Source organism: Streptomyces sp. NBC_01241 (assembly GCF_041435435.1).
In the GTDB taxonomy this organism is placed as follows: domain Bacteria; phylum Actinomycetota; class Actinomycetes; order Streptomycetales; family Streptomycetaceae; genus Streptomyces.
Map to the genome: position 1 here is coordinate 1,299,238 of NZ_CP108494.1, position 18,768 is coordinate 1,318,005.

Annotated in this window: 19 protein-coding genes; 6 read left to right on the top strand and 13 right to left on the bottom strand. The window is 70.8% G+C overall.

From position 1 onward, the window contains the following. The first annotated feature begins 192 nt into the window (after positions 1-192). The 3 genes from OG306_RS05430 (at position 193) to lnt (ending at position 3,335) form a co-directional block, all read left to right on the top strand. Entirely contained in the window at positions 193-1,053 is an 861-nt protein-coding gene (locus OG306_RS05430) for a universal stress protein (RefSeq protein WP_266752087.1), read from the top strand. Positions 1,054-1,123: 70 nt separating this feature from the next. Next, positions 1,124-1,621: a nuclear transport factor 2 family protein gene (locus OG306_RS05435; protein ID WP_266744892.1), complete on the top strand. Its 498-nt coding sequence runs from the start codon at positions 1,124-1,126 to the stop codon at positions 1,619-1,621. A 91-nt stretch (positions 1,622-1,712) separates the two neighbouring features. Further along, positions 1,713-3,335: an apolipoprotein N-acyltransferase gene (gene lnt, locus OG306_RS05440; protein ID WP_266744893.1), complete on the top strand. Its 1,623-nt coding sequence runs from the start codon at positions 1,713-1,715 to the stop codon at positions 3,333-3,335. 185 nt (positions 3,336-3,520) lie between these two features. Here lnt and OG306_RS05445 read toward each other — a convergent pair whose 3' ends face one another. Next, positions 3,521-4,420: a Gfo/Idh/MocA family protein gene (locus OG306_RS05445; RefSeq protein WP_266744894.1), complete on the bottom strand. Its 900-nt coding sequence runs from the start codon at positions 4,418-4,420 to the stop codon at positions 3,521-3,523. A gap of 83 nt (positions 4,421-4,503) precedes the next feature. After that, complete coding sequence (locus OG306_RS05450; protein ID WP_371665172.1) at positions 4,504-5,715, bottom strand: FAD-dependent monooxygenase; 1,212 nt, start codon at positions 5,713-5,715, stop codon at positions 4,504-4,506. Between the two features lie 84 nt (positions 5,716-5,799). On the opposite strand from OG306_RS05450, the gene OG306_RS05455 reads away from it, so the two are divergent. Both OG306_RS05455 and OG306_RS05460 read left to right on the top strand, forming a co-directional pair. Next, positions 5,800-6,417, top strand: coding sequence for a TetR/AcrR family transcriptional regulator (locus tag OG306_RS05455; protein ID WP_266744896.1), 618 nt, complete (start codon positions 5,800-5,802; stop codon positions 6,415-6,417). Positions 6,418-6,492: 75 nt separating this feature from the next. Further along, positions 6,493-6,942: a hypothetical protein gene (locus OG306_RS05460; protein WP_266744897.1), complete on the top strand. Its 450-nt coding sequence runs from the start codon at positions 6,493-6,495 to the stop codon at positions 6,940-6,942. 154 nt (positions 6,943-7,096) lie between these two features. Here the strand turns inward: OG306_RS05460 and OG306_RS05465 are convergent, their stop codons facing one another. The 10 genes from OG306_RS05465 to OG306_RS05510 all read right to left on the bottom strand — a co-directional run bounded on the left by OG306_RS05465 (position 7,097) and on the right by OG306_RS05510 (position 16,060). After that, complete coding sequence (locus OG306_RS05465; RefSeq protein ID WP_266744898.1) at positions 7,097-7,582, bottom strand: hypothetical protein; 486 nt, start codon at positions 7,580-7,582, stop codon at positions 7,097-7,099. Between the two features lie 149 nt (positions 7,583-7,731). Next, a complete protein-coding gene (locus OG306_RS05470) occupies positions 7,732-8,415 on the bottom strand; it encodes a uracil-DNA glycosylase (protein WP_266744899.1) in 684 nt (227 codons plus the stop codon). A 247-nt stretch (positions 8,416-8,662) separates the two neighbouring features. Then, positions 8,663-10,243, bottom strand: coding sequence for an ABC transporter substrate-binding protein (locus tag OG306_RS05475; protein WP_266907224.1), 1,581 nt, complete (start codon positions 10,241-10,243; stop codon positions 8,663-8,665). Positions 10,244-10,361: 118 nt separating this feature from the next. Then, complete coding sequence (locus OG306_RS05480; RefSeq protein WP_371665173.1) at positions 10,362-11,117, bottom strand: SDR family oxidoreductase; 756 nt, start codon at positions 11,115-11,117, stop codon at positions 10,362-10,364. Between the two features lie 20 nt (positions 11,118-11,137). After that, positions 11,138-11,899, bottom strand: a complete 762-nt coding sequence (fabG, locus tag OG306_RS05485; protein WP_266744902.1) for a 3-oxoacyl-ACP reductase FabG — start codon at positions 11,897-11,899, stop codon at positions 11,138-11,140. Positions 11,900-12,135: 236 nt separating this feature from the next. After that, on the bottom strand, positions 12,136-12,519 hold the full coding sequence (locus OG306_RS05490; protein ID WP_266907222.1) for a DUF3037 domain-containing protein: 384 nt from the start codon (positions 12,517-12,519) through the stop codon (positions 12,136-12,138). Beyond that, positions 12,516-13,373 carry a HipA family kinase gene (locus OG306_RS05495; RefSeq protein ID WP_266744904.1) on the bottom strand — a complete coding sequence of 286 codons (858 nt, stop codon included), beginning with the start codon at positions 13,371-13,373 and terminating at the stop codon, positions 12,516-12,518. The genes OG306_RS05490 and OG306_RS05495 overlap by 4 nt, the downstream gene beginning before the upstream one ends. Before the next feature lie 559 nt (positions 13,374-13,932). After that, entirely contained in the window at positions 13,933-14,454 is a 522-nt protein-coding gene (locus OG306_RS05500) for a hypothetical protein (RefSeq protein WP_266744905.1), read from the bottom strand. 125 nt (positions 14,455-14,579) lie between these two features. Then, complete coding sequence (locus tag OG306_RS05505; RefSeq protein ID WP_266907220.1) at positions 14,580-15,449, bottom strand: ABC transporter permease; 870 nt, start codon at positions 15,447-15,449, stop codon at positions 14,580-14,582. After that, entirely contained in the window at positions 15,446-16,060 is a 615-nt protein-coding gene (locus OG306_RS05510; protein WP_266744907.1) for an ABC transporter ATP-binding protein, read from the bottom strand. Before OG306_RS05510 ends, OG306_RS05505 begins: the two co-directional genes overlap by 4 nt. Positions 16,061-16,692: 632 nt before the next feature. Between OG306_RS05510 and OG306_RS05515 the strand changes: the two genes are divergently transcribed. After that, the gene (locus OG306_RS05515) at positions 16,693-16,899 is read left to right on the top strand and encodes a hypothetical protein (RefSeq protein ID WP_266744908.1); all 207 of its coding nucleotides are present in this window, start codon (positions 16,693-16,695) and stop codon (positions 16,897-16,899) included. Between the two features lie 62 nt (positions 16,900-16,961). On the opposite strand, the gene OG306_RS05520 is transcribed toward OG306_RS05515, so the two are convergent. Then, a complete protein-coding gene (locus OG306_RS05520; protein WP_266744909.1) occupies positions 16,962-18,278 on the bottom strand; it encodes a wax ester/triacylglycerol synthase domain-containing protein in 1,317 nt (438 codons plus the stop codon). Between the last annotated feature and the right edge of the window lie 490 nt (positions 18,279-18,768).

The following is an 18,768-nucleotide window of genomic DNA, read 5'->3' on the forward strand; positions in this document are numbered from 1 at the left end:
GACGCCGCGCGGAGTACCGGCGGTGCCGTCCGGCGGACCACGACCGGCCGTAGCGTACGAGGCATGCCCCGGCCGGACGCGAGCCGACCGGTCCGGCCAGCCGGCCTCGGGCAGAAGGGGCCGAAAGGCCCTGCCGTACAGGTCGTGCGCACACCAGCCTGGGACTCGTACCGCCGGAATCTGGAGGAATTCATGACCACCGCCGACTGTCCCGTGATCGCAGCCGTCGACGGCTCGTCGCACAGCCGCGAGGCACTCGACTGGGCCGCCCGCGAAGCCGTCCGCCAGGGGCTCGCGCTGGTGATCGTGCACGCCCGGACGCCGACCCGGCCCGCCCTCCAAGAGACGCAGCTGCGCGAGGCGGAGGAGCTGCTCACCCGGTCCGTACGGAGGGTGGACGAGATCGCTCCGGATCTGCACCCGACGACGCTCGCACCGCTGGACTTCCCCGCGGCGGCGCTCACCGCGCTCAGCCGCGACGCGTCGCTGGTGGTCGTCGGCTCCCGCGGCCTGGGTGGTTTCCGGTCCCTGATGCTCGGCTCCAACAGCCTGGCGACCGCGTCGATGGCCAAGTGCCCCGTGGTCGTCATCCACAGCGGACCGTCGGAGGACGAGGGGAAGGCGACGGAGGCCTACCCGGACATCGTCGCCGGCGTGGCCGCCGACGAGAGCAGTGAAGCGGTGCTGGACTTCGCCTTCGCGACAGCCGCGTCCCGGCCGGGTGCGCGGCTGCGGATCGTGCACGGCTGGACGATGTTCTCCTCGATGCTGTCCGGCGGTCCCGTCTTCGACCGGGACGCGGCGGCGGGAGCTGCCGCGCGCAACCTCGCCGAACTCACCGCGGGCCGGCAGGAGAGGTACCCGCAGGTCGAGGTCGTCAGGGAACCGGTCGGCGGCTCCGCCGCACGCACTCTGGTCACGGCCTCGGCGACCGCCGCGCTGACCGTGATCGGGCGGCGCAGGGGCGGTGAGTCCCTCGGGCTCGGGCTCTCCCCCGTCGCGCAGACCACGCTCACGCACGCGCTCGGCCCGGTGGCCGTGGTGCCCTGCTGACAGCGGCGCCGACCCGCCCGTGCGTGCACGCCCCCTTGGCGTCGCACTCCCGCGGGCAGACACTGACCCGATGACGCAGCGCGTGGATCTCTCGACCGTGATGGACCAGTTGTCCATCGATGCAGTGATCACCGGATACGCGAGGGCGGTGGACGACGGAGCGTGGGCGGACTACCGGGCCCTGTTCACCCCGGACGGCCGCGCCGACTACCGCAGCGCGGGCGGCATCGAAGGGCCCGCCACCGAGGTCGCCCAGTGGCTTGCGGAGACCATGCGGCTCTTCCCCGTACGCCAGCATCTGATCGTCAACCGCCGGCTCGACATCCAGGACCTGGGCGGCTACCCGGGCGACCGCGCCGAGGTACGGGCCGACTACCTGAACCCGATGCGGCTGGAGGTCACGACGGGCGCCGAGGGCGGTTGTGGGACAGGGGCGGGTGCTCCGAACTTCGTCTCCGGCGGGCGGTACGCCTTCACCCTGTCGCGTACGGGGAGCGGCTGGGGGATCCGTTCCGTGACCGTCGACGAGAAGTGGCGCGACACAGCGGGCTCACACGTCGCGGGCTGACCCCGCCCACGGGTGCTTCCGTTTGTCGGCGCCGGGGAAGAACTGCGGAACGGGGGCCCAGGGGCGACACTGCTGATCAAGGAGGCGCGGCATGCGGATTCCGGCGGGTCGGCGCGAGCGGTGGCAGCGGATTCTGCGGTCCGGACGGTGGCGCGGCTGCATCGCACTGCTCGCCGGTGCGTTGCCCGCGCTCGCGTTCCCCGCCCCTTCCCTGTGGTGGCTGGCCTATGTCGCTCTGGTGCCGTGGCTGCTGCTGATCCGGTGCGCCGGTACGGGGCGCCGGGCGGCGCTCGACGGCTGGCTCGGCGGGATGGGCTATCTGCTCGCCGTGCATCACTGGCTGATGCCGAGTCTCCATGTGTTCATCGTGATCCTGGCGGCGCTGCTCGGTCTGCTGTGGGCGCCGTGGGGGTTGCTGGTCTTCCGGACGATGCGCGGGCGGGTGCGCGTCGCATCCGCGGCGGCCGCGGTCGTGGTGGTGCCGTGCGGCTGGCTGATGATCGAGCTGGTCCGCTCCTGGGAGGGGCTCGGCGGTCCCTGGGGGCTGCTCGGCGCCAGCCAGTGGGAGGTGGCTCCGGCGCTCCGCGTGGCATCGGTCGGCGGGGTGTGGCTGGTGAGTCTGCTGGTGGTCGCCGTGAACACCGCCGTCGTGCTGCTGTTCGTGAGCGCGGCCGCCCGGACGGTCGCCGTCGTCTCCGTCGTGACATGTGCCCTGGCGGTGGGGGCGATGGCCGGGTGGGCACCGCGGCCCGAGCCGTCGGGCGTGGCCAGGGTCGCCGTCGTGCAGCCGGGTGTGCTCACGGGTCCCCACAGCGTCGAGCGGCGGCTCGCCGTCAGTGAACGGCTGACCGGATCGCTGGCGGGACGCGGTCTCGATCTGGTGGTGTGGGGCGAGAGCAGTGTCGGGGTGGATCTCTTCCAGCACCCGGACATCACCGCCCGGATCGCGGCCCTGTCGCGTCGGGTGGGCGCGGATGTGCTGGTCAACATGGACGCCCGGCAGACCGACGCGTCGGGCCGGACAGGGATCTTCAAGTCCGCGGTGCTGGTGGGTCCGCACGGGCTGACGGGACAGCGGTACGACAAGATGCGCCTGGTGCCGTTCGGGGAGTACGTCCCGGCCCGTTCGGTGCTCGGGTGGGCCACGTCCGTGGGCAAGGCCGCGGGCCAGGACCGGCTGCGCGGCACCCACCCGGTCACGATGTGGCTCCCCGGAGCCGAGGGCGGGAAGGGGCTGCGCATCGGGCCGCTGATCTGTTTCGAGTCCGCGTTCCCCGATATGAGCCGGCGGCTGACCCGGGACGGCGCGCACATCCTGGTCGACCAGTCCTCGACCGCGACGTTCCAGCACAGTTGGGCTCCCGAACAGCACGCCTCGCTCGGGGCACTGCGGGCCGCCGAGAACGGCCGCCCGATGGTGCATGCCACGCTCACCGGCGTCAGCGCGGTGTACGGCCCGCAGGGCGCGCGGATCGGTGCCCCGCTCGGTACGGATACGAGTGGGGCCGCGGTGTTCGACGTACCGCTGGCGTCCGGTACCACCCTCTATGTGCGGCTGGGTGACTGGCCGGTGCACGGGGCGTGGGCGGTGCTGGCCGTGTTCTTCGCGTACGAGGGGGTGCGGATGCTCAGGAGGCGCGACGGGAGCGGGCCGGGCGGTGCGCGGGATGCGGAGGCTCCCGTGGTCGGCTCACGCGGCGGGCCCGCGGTGTGAGCCCGGGTGGGGAGGGGCCGGCCGCCGGACTGTCCCGGGCCGTTCACGGAGACGATGTGCCCCTGGGCGTCGACGGTGAGCGAGACCCGCTCGGCCTTGTTGATCACGGCCGGCACCAGCCACACCGCGCCCGAGGGCGCGGTAAGTCCTGGCCGGGCCCGGACTTCAGCGCCTTCCCGACCCTTCTAGGCGCAGTCCAGGTCGCGCAGGACGCGCTCGCACAACTCGTGCGTCTGCAGGGCATCCCTGGCGTGCAGCACCTTTCCGGCCCGTACGGCGTCCAGGAACGACAGCACGCTCTGCTCGATGCCGCGCTGACGGGCCACCGGGACCCAGTCGCCGCGTCGGCGTACGCTCGGCTGGCCCTTGTGATCGATCACCTCGGCGAGGTTCACGATCTCGCGCTTGGAGTCCTGGCCGGAGACCTCCAGCCGTTCCTCGGTCGAGCCGCTGAGCCGGTTCATCAGGCCGATCGCGGTGAATCCGTCGCCGGACAGCTGCAGCACCACGTGGTGCATCAGACCGTCACGGATCCTTGCCTGAACGACGGTGTGCTCAATCGGCCCCGGGGCGAGGAAGCGCAGGGTGTCGACGACATGGATGAAATCGTCGAGCACCAGGGTGCGTGGTTCCTCGGGCAGGCCGACCCGGTTCTTCTGCATGAGGATCAGCTCGCGCGGGAGCTCGGCGCACTGCGCGTATCCGGGCGCGAGCCTGCGGTTGAATCCGACGACGAGGCTCGCCCCGCGCTCCTCGGCCAGGCTCACCAGCCGCGCGGAATCGGCCAGTTCATAGGCCAGCGGCTTGTCGACGTAGGTGGCGACGCCCGCGTCCAGCAGCCGTCCCACGATCTCCGGATGTACGGCGGTGGGCGCGTGGACGAACGCGGCGTCCAGGCCCTCGGCGAGCAGCGATCCGAGGTCGGTGTGGCGCTGCCCGGACGGGATGCGGTGGGCCTCGGCGACCGCCGTCAGGGTGGCCGGCGTGCGGGTCTGCAGGTGCAGTTCGACCCCGGGCAGTGTGGTCAGGACCGGCAGATACGCCTTCTGCGCGATGTCGCCGAGCCCGATGCAGCCGACCTTCACGGGGGTCTCCCTCTCACTGTTCGGCGCCGGTCGGAGCGGCGTTCACCGGGCGAGGGTGCCCGTCGGGCTGTTCGAGCCGGTGTCTACCGCGGTGGCCGGTGCGCGTCCTTCGTCCGGGCAGCATACGTGTCCCCCGGCGGCTGCCAGTCCGCGATGCCGTCGAAGGTGCGCAGGACGAGAGTGGGCCCGATCCGCGAGACGCCGGTGATCAGGGCGTCGCGCAGCAATACGGCCGGGGCACCCGTCCATCGCATCAGCCGGGCGGCCTTCGCCGCCTTGCGGACGATGGCCGTCGTGCGGGGCAGCCGGTCGGCGGTGTACGCGGCCAGGCCCGCGCCGAGGTCCCGGTCCGGCGTCACGTGGTGGGCGAGCACGATGGCGTCCTCGATCGCCTGGTTGCCGCCCTGTCCGAGGCTGGGGGCCATGGCATGCGCGGAGTCGCCGACGAGGGCGGTGCGGCCCCGGTGGAAGGAGGGCAGGGGGGTGATCAGGTGGTGCACGTCGTTCCGGAGCACCTGGCCGGGCTCGGCGGCGGCGATGACGGAGGGGATCGGGTCGTGCCAGTTGCCGAACCGGCGCATCAGCTCCGCCTTCTCGTCGTCGGCGGCCTGGGTTCCGGCAGGGGCGACGGCGGCCGCGTAGACGTAGATCCGGCCGTCCTTGAGCGGCTGGGTGCCCCAGAGAGCGCCACGTCCCCAGGTCTCGTGCGGTGCGAAGGGCCGCCCGGACGCGGGAACGACGAGACGCCAGGTGGTGAATCCGGCGTACGAGGGGCCGGGGTGGGCCGGGAAGAGGGCGCCGCGTACACCGGACCTGATGCCGTCGGCCCCGATCACGAGGTCGGCTTCGAAGGTCCCGGACACTGTCCGCACCACGGCACGCGCACCGCCCACGACGCCCGAGTCCAGCAGTTCCGCGACGGCACCGGTGTGGACGGTGGAGTCGGGGAGCCGGGCGACGAGGCGGTCGACGAGGGTGGCCCGGTGCAGCAGGACGATCGTGCCGCCGAACCGTTCGGTCGCGGCGGCGCTGTTCGTACGGGAGAGCCAGCGGCCGCCCGGGGTGCGCATGCCGCCCGCGCCCTGCCAGGCGGCGAGGGACCGGATCTCGTCGCCGAGGCCGATGACGTCCAGGGCGCGCTGGGAGTTGGGAGCGAGGGCGATAGCGGCGCCGACGGGTTCCAGGGAGGCGGCGCGCTCCAGAACGGTGACCCGCCAACCGCTCCTGCACAGGGCCACCGCCGTGGTGAGGCCTCCGATTCCGCTGCCGATGACGACGGCGTGGGGATGGTCCATCGTTCCTCCTCGAACCCTCGAAACTACACCTGTAGTGACACGCTCACCGTACTACAGATGTAGTGCCGCGGGTAGATTGGCCCCATGGCCACACGCACCACCGGCACCTCCCGGGCCGATCTCATGACCGATGCCGCCCTCGCGCTCCTCGCCGAACGCGGGATGCGCGGGCTGACCCACCGCGCGGTGGACGAGCGCGCCGGACTCCCCCAGGGGTCGACGTCCAACTACGCGCGCACCCGGCAGTCCCTGCTGGAGGCGACGGTGCGACGGCTGGCGGAGCGCGAGGCACGGGTGCTCGCCCCGGGTGAACTTCCGGTTCCGGACGCCGCACAGCCACCTGGCCCGGAGGCGCTGGTCGCGGGTCTCGCGCTGGCGCTGCACCGGTACCTCACCGGCCATCCCGACCTGCTCGTCTGCCGCTACGAGCTCGCCCTGGAGGCCACCCGGCGCCCCGAGCTGCGGGAGTTCTTCGACGCGACGGGCCGGCAGTTCCGCGAGCCGCTGATGGCGCTGATGACGGCGGCCGGATCGGCCGAACCCGAGCGGCACACCCTGTCCCTGGTGGCCTGGTGCGAGGGGCTGATGTTCTCGTGCGCCGCGGGGTCGTACCACCGCTCCGTACCGACGGAGGAGGAACTGCGTACCGGCTTCGCCGAACTGCTGCGCGGGATGCTGGGATCCGCGTGGCCGTTGCGCTGACCGGCGTCACTCGTGCGGGCCAATCACGGCTTCCCGGCTCACCTGATACCGGTTCCGTACCGCAGAGTTGATCAGGTGCAACGAACCAGAATCACCGTGAAGCTCCTGGTCGGCCTGGCGGTCACGACGCTGTCCGGCTGTGTGTCCGTGACCCCGCAGCCGGATGTGCCGCCCCGGCCCCGGAACGGCAGCCCCGCCCAGGACCTGGCGCCACAGATCGCGCGTCCACCGGTCCACGACAGCCTGGAAGCCGTTCCGGTCCCCGCGCCGTCCGCCGCCGCGCCCACGCCGGCGGGCGCACCCCCGGCCACCGGCCGCGCCGCGGCCCGCGCGCCACGGCAACGGAACCACCCCGGGACGGCCCGGCCCCGGCCGCGTCACGCCCCGCCCGCCGTGACCGCCCCCGTCCCGGCCCTGCCGGCCACCGTCACCGGAGCGGACGTCTGCACGCTGGGACGGGGGTACGGGCACTGGCCGGCGGGCAGCCCGCAGTCCCGGATCTGCGAGAACGCCTACGGCCGCTGAGCCCGGTACGACGGAGACGAGCGGTCGTCCGGCACCGGCAGAGCAATCGCTGAGCCCGGCACGACGGACACAAACCGACGTCCGATACCGGAACCCCACTCTCCCGGTTCCGGGCGAGTGAGCGGTGGCCCGGCCGCCCCGGCCGGGCCACCGCTCACATCTCCCGCAGCCTCAGCTCCAGCCGCACGATCGCCTCCCGGACCCCTCCCCCGTATCCGTCGTCCGATCCGTCCGCCGCGAGCACGTCGGAGGCGGCGTGCGCCCGGTCCAGGTGGATCCGGGCCGCCTCGGGGCGCTGGAGCTTCACATAGTCCGCCGCGAGATTGAGATGGAGCGAGGGATAGAACGCCCGCACCGCGAGCGAGTCGGAGTGCTGCGCCGCCCGCTCGTCGGTCAGGCGGTAGGCCGCGGTCAACGCCCGTAGGTCCCACGCAAGTTCATCACCGGGGTCGTCCTGGGTGTCGGCCATGTAGTGGGCGAGGGTGCACCGGTGCAGGGCGTCACCGTCCTCGCCGATCTCCGACCAGAGGTCGCCGAAACGATTGCGGGCCTCCTCCCGGTCACCGCCGTGCAGGAGCATGACGGCCTGGCCGATCCTGGTCATGACGGCGTCCTTGGACGCCTCCCGCTGCTCCGTCACTGCGGCCTCCCTGTCCCTGTCCACCCGTTCCCGACCGACCGTTCCCGATCGACGCTAGCCGCAGCCGCGGCCAATCCCGCTGAGGCTCGGGCGGGCGTCCGGGCCTGTCCACCGGGCGCCCGCCACCGGCCCCGGCCCGGACCGCGGCGTCAGCCCAGGTCGGGAATGCGCCAGTCGATGGCCTCGTGCCCCTGCGCCGCCACCGCCTCGTTGATCTGCGTGAACGGACGGGAGCCGAAGAACTTCTTGGCGGAGAGCGGTGAAGGGTGCGCGCCCTTCACCACCGCGTGGCGCTCCTCGTCGATCAGCGGGAGCTTCTTCTGGGCGTAGTTGCCCCAGAGCACGAAGACGGCCGGATCGGGCCGCGAGGCGACCGCGCGGATCACCGCGTCGGTGAACTTCTCCCAGCCCTTGCCCTTGTGCGAGTTGGCCTCGCCCGCGCGCACCGTCAGCACGGCGTTGAGCAGCAGGACGCCCTGCTGGGCCCAGGGCATCAGATACCCGTTGTTCGGGACGGGCAGACCGAGCTCGTCGTTCATCTCCTTGTAGATGTTCCGCAGGGAGGGCGGCGTCTTCACACCCGGCCGCACGGAGAAGCACAGGCCGTGCCCCTGCCCCTCTCCGTGGTACGGGTCCTGGCCGAGGACGAGGACCTTCACCTTGTCGTAGGGCGTGGCCTCCAGCGCGGCGAACACCTGGTCGCGCGGCGGATAGACCGGCCCCTTGGCCCGCTCCTCCTCGACGAACTCGGTGAGCTCCTTGAAGTAGGGCTTCTGCAGCTCTTCGCCGAGGACGCCGCGCCAGGACTCGGGCAGCAGGTCGGTGTCGGTCACGTCAACAACCTCCGGTAGGTAAGACCGACCGGCAATTGGGGGGCGGCACCGCGGGGCTGGGCGCGCACACCTGCGGCGTGTCGTCAATCACCATGGCTCCGCCATGCCTCATTCCTCCGCCTTGCAGTTGCACGCACCCAGCCCAGCTCCTTCCCCCACCCCCCGATTGCCGGTCGGTCCAATACGTTCTTCACCCGAGAACCTACCGGGGGCCACTGACAACGGACCTCGCGAGTTCTGCCGGGGCCTACCAGCTGGCCTTGCGGTACAGCTCCCACATCTGCATGACCGTCTGCGGGTCCAGGGCGCGCTCGCCGCCGCCGATGTCGTCGCCCGAAGCGACGTACAGCTTGCCCTGCCACAGCGGCAGCAGCCGCACGTCGTCGACCAGGATCTGCTGGGCCCGTTCGACCTGCTTGCTGACCGCTCCCCGGTCACTCTCCTTGCGGGTCTGCGGCAGCAGCTGCTCGGTGATCTCACGCTTCAGGTAGGGCGTCCCGGTGATGCTGTCCTCGCCCACGAAGGGGGCGATGAAGTTGTCCGGGTCCGGGAAGTCCGGGAACCAGCCGCGGCCGAAGACGGGGTACCGGCCCTTGGTGAAGCCCTCCTGAAACTCCTTCCAGGGCTTGCTCTTCAGCGTGACCCGGAACAGTCCGGACTCTTCCAGCTGACGCTTCAGCTCGTCGAACTCGGGGGCCGTGGACGAGCCGTACCGGTCGGTCGTGAACCAGAACGTCATCGCGACGGGTTTGGTGATGCCCGCCTTGACGAGGATCTGCTTCGCCTTGGCCTTGTCGGGGTCGCCGTAGACGTCGAAGAAGCTGGTGGTGTGTCCGGCGATGCCCTTGGGGACCATGGAATACAGCGGCTCGGCCGTGCCCTGGTAGACCTTGGCGACCAGGGCGTCACGGTCGACGAGCTGGGCGATGGCCCGCCGCACGGCCACGTTCCCGGCTGCCGGGTCCTCGGGGTTGAAGACCAGGAACCGGATGTCCGCGCCAACGGTCTCCACAATCTGCAGATCGCTGTTCTTGTCCTTGTTGTCTTCCAGATTGACGACCTCCTCGGCGGTGAGGCCGCGATAGATCGCGTCAATCTCGTTCTTCTTCAACGCACTGACCACCGGGGCGGATTCCTTGAAGTACCGGATGGTCACAGCGTCGTTCTTGCGGTTGGCGAACCCCTTGTAGTCCGGATTCTTCACCAGTTCGGCCCGGTTCCCCGGCTTGTAGGCACGCAGGAGGTAGGGGCCGGATCCGGTGACCTTCCCGTCGTTGCGGATCTTGTGCTCCGCATAGTCGCTGGGCGCCACCAGCGACATCGCGGGCGTGGCGAGAATGAAGGGGAACGTGGCGTCCGGCTTGTTGAGATGGAAGACGACCAAGTCGTCGCCCTTGGTCTCGATCCGGTCCAGCGAGCCGAGCATGCCGGCGGGGCCGCCCTTGACCTTGATGGCCGAGATCCGGTCGATGGAGTACTTCACGGCCTCGGCGTCGAGATTGTCGCCGTTGGAGAACTTCAGGCCCTTGCGGAGTTTGCACCGATAGGCCGTGCTGGTCGTGTCGGTGAACTTGCACCATTCCGCGGCATCGGGCTCGGGGCTGGTGCTGCCGGTGGGAAAACTCACCAGGGTCTGGAAGACATTCCGCATCAATTCCCAGGAGTTGTCCCACGCCGCCGCCGGATCGAGGGTGGAGGGCTCACTGGTCGTCCCGACGACTATCTTCTGCTCCACATTCGAGCCGCTGTCGGAAAGGAGTCCGCAGCCGGCCAGCATGGAAAGGGAAGCAAGGACTGCAGCGGCCTGCAAACTGGCCCGGTAGAACACGTGAACGCTCCTCGATCAGCCATGGGTCGGCAGACCATACCGCAGTGCCCCGTCGGGTCAATCCGCGGGCCCGACAGGGCACTTGAGTCAATAAGGACCAAACCCGCTCAGGCTGTGCTCAGCCCACGCCCGCATTGAGGAATATTCCGCCGTCGACCACCAGGGTCTGTCCCGTGATCCAGTCGCTCTGGCTCGACGTGAGGAACGCGGCGGCACCGCCGATGTCCTCGGGGACCCCCAGCCGGCCCAGCGGATAGGCCGCGGCGGCCTCGGCCTCCCGACCCTCGTACAGTGCCCGGGCGAACTTCGTCCTCACCACCGCGGGGGCGATCGCGTTGACCCGGACGACCGGTGCGAACTCGTGCGCCAGCTGGAGGGTCAGGTTCACCATGGCGGCCTTGCTCATGCCGTACGCGCCGACGAACGGCGAGGCGGACATTCCGGCGACCGAGGCGATGTTGACGATCGCCCCGCCGTTCTCCTTCTGCCAGGTCTTCCAGGTCTGCTGGGCGAAGCCGAGCGCCGAGATCACATTCGTCTCGAAGACCTTGCGGGCGACGTTGAGGTCGAGGTCCGCCATCGGGCCGAAGACCGGATTCGTACCGGCGTTGTTGACCAGGAAGTCGACCCGCCCGAACGCCTCCATGGTGCGCTCGACCGCCGCCGCCCGGTGTGCCTCGTCGTGCGCCTTGCCCACCACACCGATCGCCCGGTCGGAGCCGAGCCGCTCGACGGCCGCCTTGAGGGCGTCCTCGCCACGCCCGGTGATGCACACCCGGTCGCCGCGGGCCACGAGCGCCTCGGCGATGCCGTAGCCGATGCCCCGGCTCGCGCCCGTGATCAGCGCGACCTTCCCGCTGTCCTGCACATTCATGATGTCCATAACCCTTCGGGTCAGTTGAGCGGTCCGCCGGCGACGTACATGACCTGGCCGGAGACGAAGCCGGCCTCGTCGCCCGTGAAGAAGGCGATGGCGTTGGCGATGTCCTCGGGCCGGCCGACGCGCTGCACCGGGATCTGGGTGGCGGCGGCCGCCTGGAACTCCTCGAAGCCCATGCCGATCCGGGCCGCGGTCTGCGCGGTCATCTCGGTGACGATGAAGCCGGGGGCGACGGCGTTGGCGGTGATGCCGAACTTGCCGAGCTCCTTGGCGAGGGTTTTCGTGAAGCCCTGCAGCCCGGCCTTGACAGCGGAGTAGTTGGCCTGGCCGCGGTTACCGAGCGCCGAGGAGGAGGAGAGCGAGACGATACGGCCGAACTTGGCGTCCACCATGTGCTTCTGGACGGCCTTGGCCATCAGGAACGCGCCCTTGAGGTGCACGTTCATCACGGTGTCCCAGTCGGACTCGGTCATCTTGAAGAGCAGGTTGTCGCGGAGCACGCCCGCGTTGTTGACGAGGATCGTCGGCGCGCCGAGCTCGGCGGCGACCCGCGCGACCGCGGCTTCCACCTGGGCGCTGTCCGACACATCGCAGCCGACGGCGAGGGCGGTCCCCCCGGCGGCGGTGATCTTCTCGACAGTGTCCTTGCAGGCCGCCTCGTCGAGGTCGAGTACGGCGACGGCGCGGCCCTCGGCCGCCAGGCGTACCGCGGTGGCGGCGCCAATGCCCCGCGCCGCTCCGGTCACGATGGCGACGCGCTGCTCGGTGGTGGACATGCTTGGTTCTCCTCGCCCTTGGATCGCGGCTCAGCGGACGTCGGGGCGCTCCCGGCACAGATGCCTTCGCGTGCGCGGAACCACCCCGATAACTGAGCAACCGCTTAGTACCTTCAGCAGACGAGACGCTAGAAGCCCTTGCACCCGGTGTCAACGGCCCACGGCCACAGGGGCGCATGTCACACCCGGCGGCGCCGCTGCCGCGAGGGTCACGGGCGGCGCGCGGGGACGGAGAATCAGCGCACCAGCAGATCGAGCAGCCGCTCGACCTCGGCTTCCGGGTCGTTCGTGAGGCCGCTGTGCACGGGGCTCGGCTGGACGACGGTGGAACGCGGGGCGATCAGCCAGCGGAAGCGGCGGCCCGCGTCGTCCCGGGCCGCCTGGCCCGCGTCCGCACCACCGCGGCAGACACCCTCGACGGCGCGCAGAGCGGCCCGTACACCGACCACGTCGGCGGTCGGGTCCAGGGCCTTCAGCTTGGTCTCGTCGAGATGGGTACGGGCGGCGACGAAACCCCGCGCGCGGCAGTAGACGACTACGCCCGCGTTGAAGAACTCGCCGCGCTGCACGCGCGGCACCACGCGCAGCAGCGCGTACTCGAAGACATCGCGCTCGCTCACCGCTGGCCGTCCTTGTCGTTCTTCTTCTTGGTGGGGTGGGGCCACGGGGTGAGGTGTTCGGTGAGCCAGCCGGGTGCCTGGGACGGCTTGGGCTCGGTGGGGCCCTCCAGCGTGATCCGCTCATGAATCGTCGCGGCGCGCGGAAGCAGCGCCTCCACATAGGCGCGGCGCAACTCGTCCGTGGAGCCGAAGCCGGGCTCGTCCACCAGCCATTCGTCGGGGACGTCGGCCGTGACCTCGGTGAGCAGTTCCTCGGTGACCAGCGGGGCGAGTTCGGCGGCGGCCGCCGCGATATCGGGGGCGAACGGGGCGAGTGCGTGGTCCGAGGCGTTGTAGGGCTTGGCCGCGGACGTCTGGGCGCCGGGCCAGTTGTGGTGCCAGATCATGGTGGCACCGTGGTCGATGAGCCACAGGTCGCCGTGCCAGATCAACATGTTCGGATTGCGCCAGGACCGGTCGACGTTGTTGATCAGCGCGTCGAACCAGACGACCCGGCCGGCTTCCCTGGAGTCCACCTGATAGGCGAGCGAGTCGAAGCCGATCGACCCGGGCAGGAAATCCATCCCGAGATTGAGTCCGCCGCTCGCCTTCAGGAGTTCCTGCACCTCCTGGTCGGGCTCGGCGAGCCCGATGACCGGGTCGAGCTGGATCTGTACGAGGTCGGGGACGCGGAGGCCGAGCCTGCGGCCGAGCTGTCCGCAGATGACCTCCGCAACCAGCGTCTTGCGACCCTGTCCGGCCCCGGTGAATTTCATGACGTACGTGCCCAGGTCGTCGGCCTCGACGATCCCGGGCAGTGATCCGCCCTCCCGCAGGGGCGTGACATAGCGAGTCGCGGTGACTTCTGTCAGCATTTCCCCAGGCTATACGGCGCCGCTACCTGGAGATCCACGGACCAGGGGCAGGGCCATAGAGCCGTTCTGGGACGACCGCCCCGGCGGCGCCGACGCGGCGGGCACGATGATCTCCGCCGAGCACCTGGTGGACGCCGTCGTGTGGGCGGTCTCCCAGCCACGCGGCGTGGGCGTGAACACGCCGGTGGTCCGGCCGATCGGCCAGCCGAACCGACCTCGCCGTTTCAGTTGCTGCTGCCGAGTAGCTGGGCGTGGGTGTTTGGGACGGTGCTGGTTGGTGGGCATGGTGAGGGCCCGGCGCGGTGGTCGGGTCCTCCAAAGTTCCAAGGCGGCCCGCTCCTCGGCCGGTACCTTCCCACACCGCGAATCCCACAGGCGCGGTCTCGTCTGGAGCTTCCGTACCGTCGGCCAGGGCTACGGCCACGGCCTCGACACCCTTGCGCGCAGCTACGGAGTCGATGTGGCCGACCGAGGCCGTCGGGTCGGACGACGGACGGAAGGGCCAGGCGGCAGAACGAAACGTCGGACGGCGGACGGGGGCGTCATCCGACGGGTCTCGCTACCAGCCGGCCTTTACCCCGTTGTAGGCCTTACGGCAGTCGGCGTTGGTGGCCTCCACGGCGAGCTTCTGCATGGCGTTCTGCCAGACCTTCTTGGCCACCTTCTCCAACTCCCTCGTTTCGGCGGGGACGTTCGGGGCGTACTTCTTGATCGTCCCGATGGCGGAGGTGGTGAACTTGTTGCACGCGGGTCCGGCGGCGTTCCGGTAGCGGGTGTCCAGGTCCGTGGCCACCGCCTGGCCGTTCTTGGTGGCCCAGTTGTTCCAGGCCGCGCACGCCTTCTCGGTGAAGGCCTGCTGGTCGGCCTCACTCAGGTTCCCGACCTCGTTCAGCATGGCGTTCTGGACCTTGTCGGGGACCGTGAAGTCCGCGACGGGGAACTTGTCGAGGGTGGTGAGCAGCGCTTCCTGACACGCGGGCGGCAGCGGAGCCGCCTGCGCGGAGGTGGGGAAGGCCAGGGCGGAGGCGGACAGGAGGGCCGCGGTGAGGAGCGTGCTCCGGACGGTGCGCGAAAGGGTCATGGGGGTGGTGCTCCTTATGTGAAGAATGTGGTGGTCGGGCGAAGAATCAACGCCCAGTTGCAGAACGATCTCCGGCTCCCACAGGTCACGGCAGCTGTCGGACCGAACGGCCGGTGGCCCGCCGGTCAGGTGGGTCGTACGCGCTGTGCGGCTGCGCCGGGCTCCGGCGTGTGCGCGGGCGCGCCCGCGTTCACGCCGGGCCCGGAGTGGTCCGGGGTGCGTCGCTTCCGTTCCGGTGGGAGTGCGTCGCGGGTACGTCGGCGGAAGACCATGAACCCGGCCAGCGCCGCCCCCAGGAGCCAGAGCAACTGGATCGCGAGGCCCTGGGCCACCGGCGCGGTGGAGAAGGCAGCGGACATGCTGGCCTGCACGGCTCCGTACGACGGCAGGAAGCGCACGACGGCGCTGTCCGACCCGGAACTCGACAGGGGGTTCTGCAGGGCGACGTCGATGATGCTGATCATCAGGATGGCGAACATGCCCTCCACCTCACGGCGGAGCACCGAGCCGAAGACCACTCCGAGCGTGCCGTAGGTCAGGGCGGCGCAGAACAGCGCGGCAGCGAGCATGAGGGGCTGTCGGGGGGACCAGGCGAAGCCGGCGGCGGCCGTGGCGTATGCCGCGACGGCGGCGCAGACCAGAGTGAGCGCGGAGAGCTTGGCGAGGACCAGGTGGTGACGCGGGTACCCCGCCATGGCCAGGCGCCGGTCGAAGGCACCGCCCGTGAAGGTGGCGGCGAACATCATGAACCCGGCGATCAGGGTGACCGCGTTCAGCGCGCCGGTGATCTGTGTGAGGTGATTGCCGGGCGGGGTCAGGACCTCGCCCGTGGCCCGCAGCCGGAATGGCGCCGGCCGGTCGGGAATGGTCAGGTAGGCCAGGGCGATCCACACGGGGATGTACAGCACCACCAGCAGCATCGCGAACCGGTTGCGGGCGTGACCGATCAGCGCGTACCGGGAGGCTGTGGTGAACAGGGACCAGTGCCGCCTCATGCCGCCGCCTCCGAGCACCGGTCCTGGAGGTGGAGGCGCCCGTCCTCCAGGACCCACAGCTGGTCCAGGCGCTCGATGTCGTACGCCAGGTGCGAGACGACCAGCACCGAGCGTCCGGCGTCGCGCAGCCTTGTCGCCAGCTCCCAGAAGCGCAGGTACGTCTCCCAGTCGAAGCCCTGGTAGGGCTCGTCAAGCAGCAGTACGTCCGGGTCGTGCATGAGCGCGAGGGTCAGGTTCAGCTTCTGCCGTGAGCCGCCGCTGAGCAGACCCGCGCGCTGGTCGAGGTACTCGGTGAAGGCCAGGGTCTCCATCACTTCCTCGGCTCGCCGCAGGTCCGCCAGCCCGAAGGCGTGCCGGAAGAAGTCCAGGTGCTGGCGGACGGTGAAGGAGTCGTCCAGGACCACGGACTGCGGGCAGTAGCCGAACCTGCCGCCGTGGTGCACCGAGCCCCGGTCCGGCCGGAGTTCACCGGCGAGGATCCTCAGCAACGTCGTCTTGCCGGCGCCGTTCTCCCCGACGATCCCGGCGAGGACCCCGGGCCGCAACCGGAGGTCGACGCCCCGTAGAACGGCGTGCTGCCGGTAGGAGTGGTGCACCTCTGTGACGTCCATCGCGCTGCTCCGTCGTGCCAGGTCTTCCGGATTGCCACGGAAGCGGTACGCGTCTTCCGATGGGCGGCGGAACCGGTCCGCCCGTGCCCAACGAGCAGGCAGCGCAACGGAAACGGCGCCAGGAGCGGTTCCGTTCCACGGCGTCAATCCGGCGCACACCGCGTCACACGTGCGGCGCCTTTGCCGACGGAAACAGGTTTCGAGGCGACCGGGGCGGCTAGTGCCGCGACCGGCAATGTTTGCCCGGAAGGAGCGTCGTTCAGTGCGTGCGATCGCAAGGCGGCCGGAAGTCCTTGGATGGGGTCTCCCCTGCTCGAACGAAGTTGAGAGCTTGGGGAAGGAGCTACCAGGGCTTTTGGCCAACGCGGAAGGGGGTCCCCCCTGGCCCTCAAGGCCTTGGGGGAGTGCGTGCTGGGCGGCGCGACGGGGCAAAGCTTGCCGGGAGGGGCACTAGCGGCTGCCTTGTGAGGAGCCCCTTCCTCTGCGCCGTCTCGCCTCATTCTCACGTCAGTTGGAGCCCGGACGCGTCGAGCGGAGGGTGTACACCTCCCGCCCTCTCATGCGGCCCGCGCCGCGTCCGGTGAGCCTCGGCACGCCACGCCTCCCTCACCGGCACCTACTTCCCCGCGGCCGTGCCACAGCCGGCCCTCGGTGAGGCACGGTTGGACGGCGCGCTCGGGCTGGGCGCTCCCCTGCCCGGTCAGCTCTGCCATCTGACGCTGCTCAGGTACCGGGCCGAGTGCACGCTCTCCGTCGTCCACGACACGGCCTTCGCCCACGGCGCGGACCTCCCGGGGCTGTGGCTGACGGCCCCGGCAGAACTCGCAGCGGTGGTCTGACACAGACTGCTCGGCCCGGGACCGCACCCGAACGATCGGTACGGCCCCCGGCGCCTCCGCGTTCACACCGGCGCAGAGGTTCCCTCCAGTTCACCCACGGCCTGCTCCCACAGTTCCGGAAGCAGTTCCCCGAGCGGAAGGGCGCGGTCAGCAACGAAGGACGACTCGGTCCAGTTGCCGAAGAACGACAGGCCCACTCCGAAGAGGTGCCCGGGCACGAGCAGGGGGAGCAGGGCGACGCCCGTCACCCGGCTCTCCCCCAGACTTCCCTTGTCGGCGACCGGCATGGACGTGGCCATGACGTCGGTGACGCGTGGGGAGAGCATCCTTCGCAGGTACCACTCGGTCGGGCGGTCCGGCATGTAGTGGACCATGTCCTGAATGGCCTGCCGCCAGGTCTCGCCCCGCAGTCTCCGGGTCGTGGCCATGATGTGTTCCAGTCGCCGCAGGGGCGAGTCGCCGTCCCGGGATCCAATCCCGCGTTCCGGGGCGGTCCGCACGGGCAGCTCCAGCGGCAGGGCGAAACAGCGGTTGCCCCAGGTCTGTTCCTCGTCCGGGCGGCGTGCGTCAACGGGCAACAACGCCGTCACCCGAGGAAGCGGTACGCCGGACCGGGCCGACCAGGCCGACAACGCCCCGGCGAGCGCGGCCAGATGGACGTCGTGGGCCGATCCGCCATGTGCCGCAGCGATCCGGCGGAGGGTGTCCGCCGGCACACGGCCCCGCCACAGCCGCCGCTCTCCCGTGGGGACGAAGGGGACGGCCGGACGGTGGCCGCGAACGGCGAGGGAGCCGGCCAGGAACATCGTGGTCAGCCCGACTGCGGTGCCCACCCGTCGGGGCAGACCGGCCAGGCGGCCCTTCCTCGGCACCGGGCGGGCCGAGGGCTCCCCCTCGCCCAGCATGGCCCGGAAAGTCATCGCGGCGGCCGAACCGTCCTGGCAGGCGTGGTGGAAGCGGTAGCACACGGCGTACTCGTCGGGCACATGGCCGTGGACCAGCCAGATCCCCCAGTAGGTGCCGGGCGCGAACGGCGCGTCGAGCGCGGTGTGCAGGGCGGCGTCCCACCCTGCGGGGCCCTCTGCGACCGCCTCGTGGACGTGCCGGTCGACGGTGAAGTCCGCGTCCGGCCGCCACCGGGGGCGCCGTGAGCCGCCCTCGACCCGGCTCTTGAGCAGCGGCAGCCGGCCCAGGCGTGAGCCCACGTACGCGCGGAAGTCCGTCAGGCTCGGGGGCGGACCGCTCAGGTACGCGACACCGCCTGCGTCCCAGCGGACGTCGGGGTGGCGACGCTCCATGCCGAGGAAGGCGCGGTCGACCGAGTGGGCGGGGTGGCTGGGGAGGGGAACGGACCGGGCTGACGGATCGGACACGGGCATCGGGGAACTCCAGTTCGTGCCAAGAGACAGACAGGCGGGGCGAGGCCGGGCGCTCGGCCACCCCGACCGACCGGGACGGACCATGGCTCGGAAGGGCCGCCGCCCCGCGCCTGTCCGCAGCGACGCCGAACGCGTCTCCTCGGCCTGAATAAGTACGGTTTATATCCGGCAGCGGTGAACGGCCGTACTCGCCCGCACCCCCCGAAGTACGCGCTCCCCGACCGCCCCGCCGGGCTCGACGCCCGTCACCGCACGCCTGCGGCGACACGGAGCCGCCCGGGACCGCCTGCCGGCCTCCGCCCGCGAGATCACCCGAAAGGGGGACGGTCCTCCGGGTGGCCCGCTCGGTCCCGGCTGCTTCCGTTGCGTCCGTGCGGCCGGGCACCCCGGCTCGCGACGGGAGCTACGACGAGCCGTCCGGGACACACACGGACCGTGGCGTGGGTACTTCATTCGGGTGAGCCGACCGGATCGGGTGCTCCATCACCGT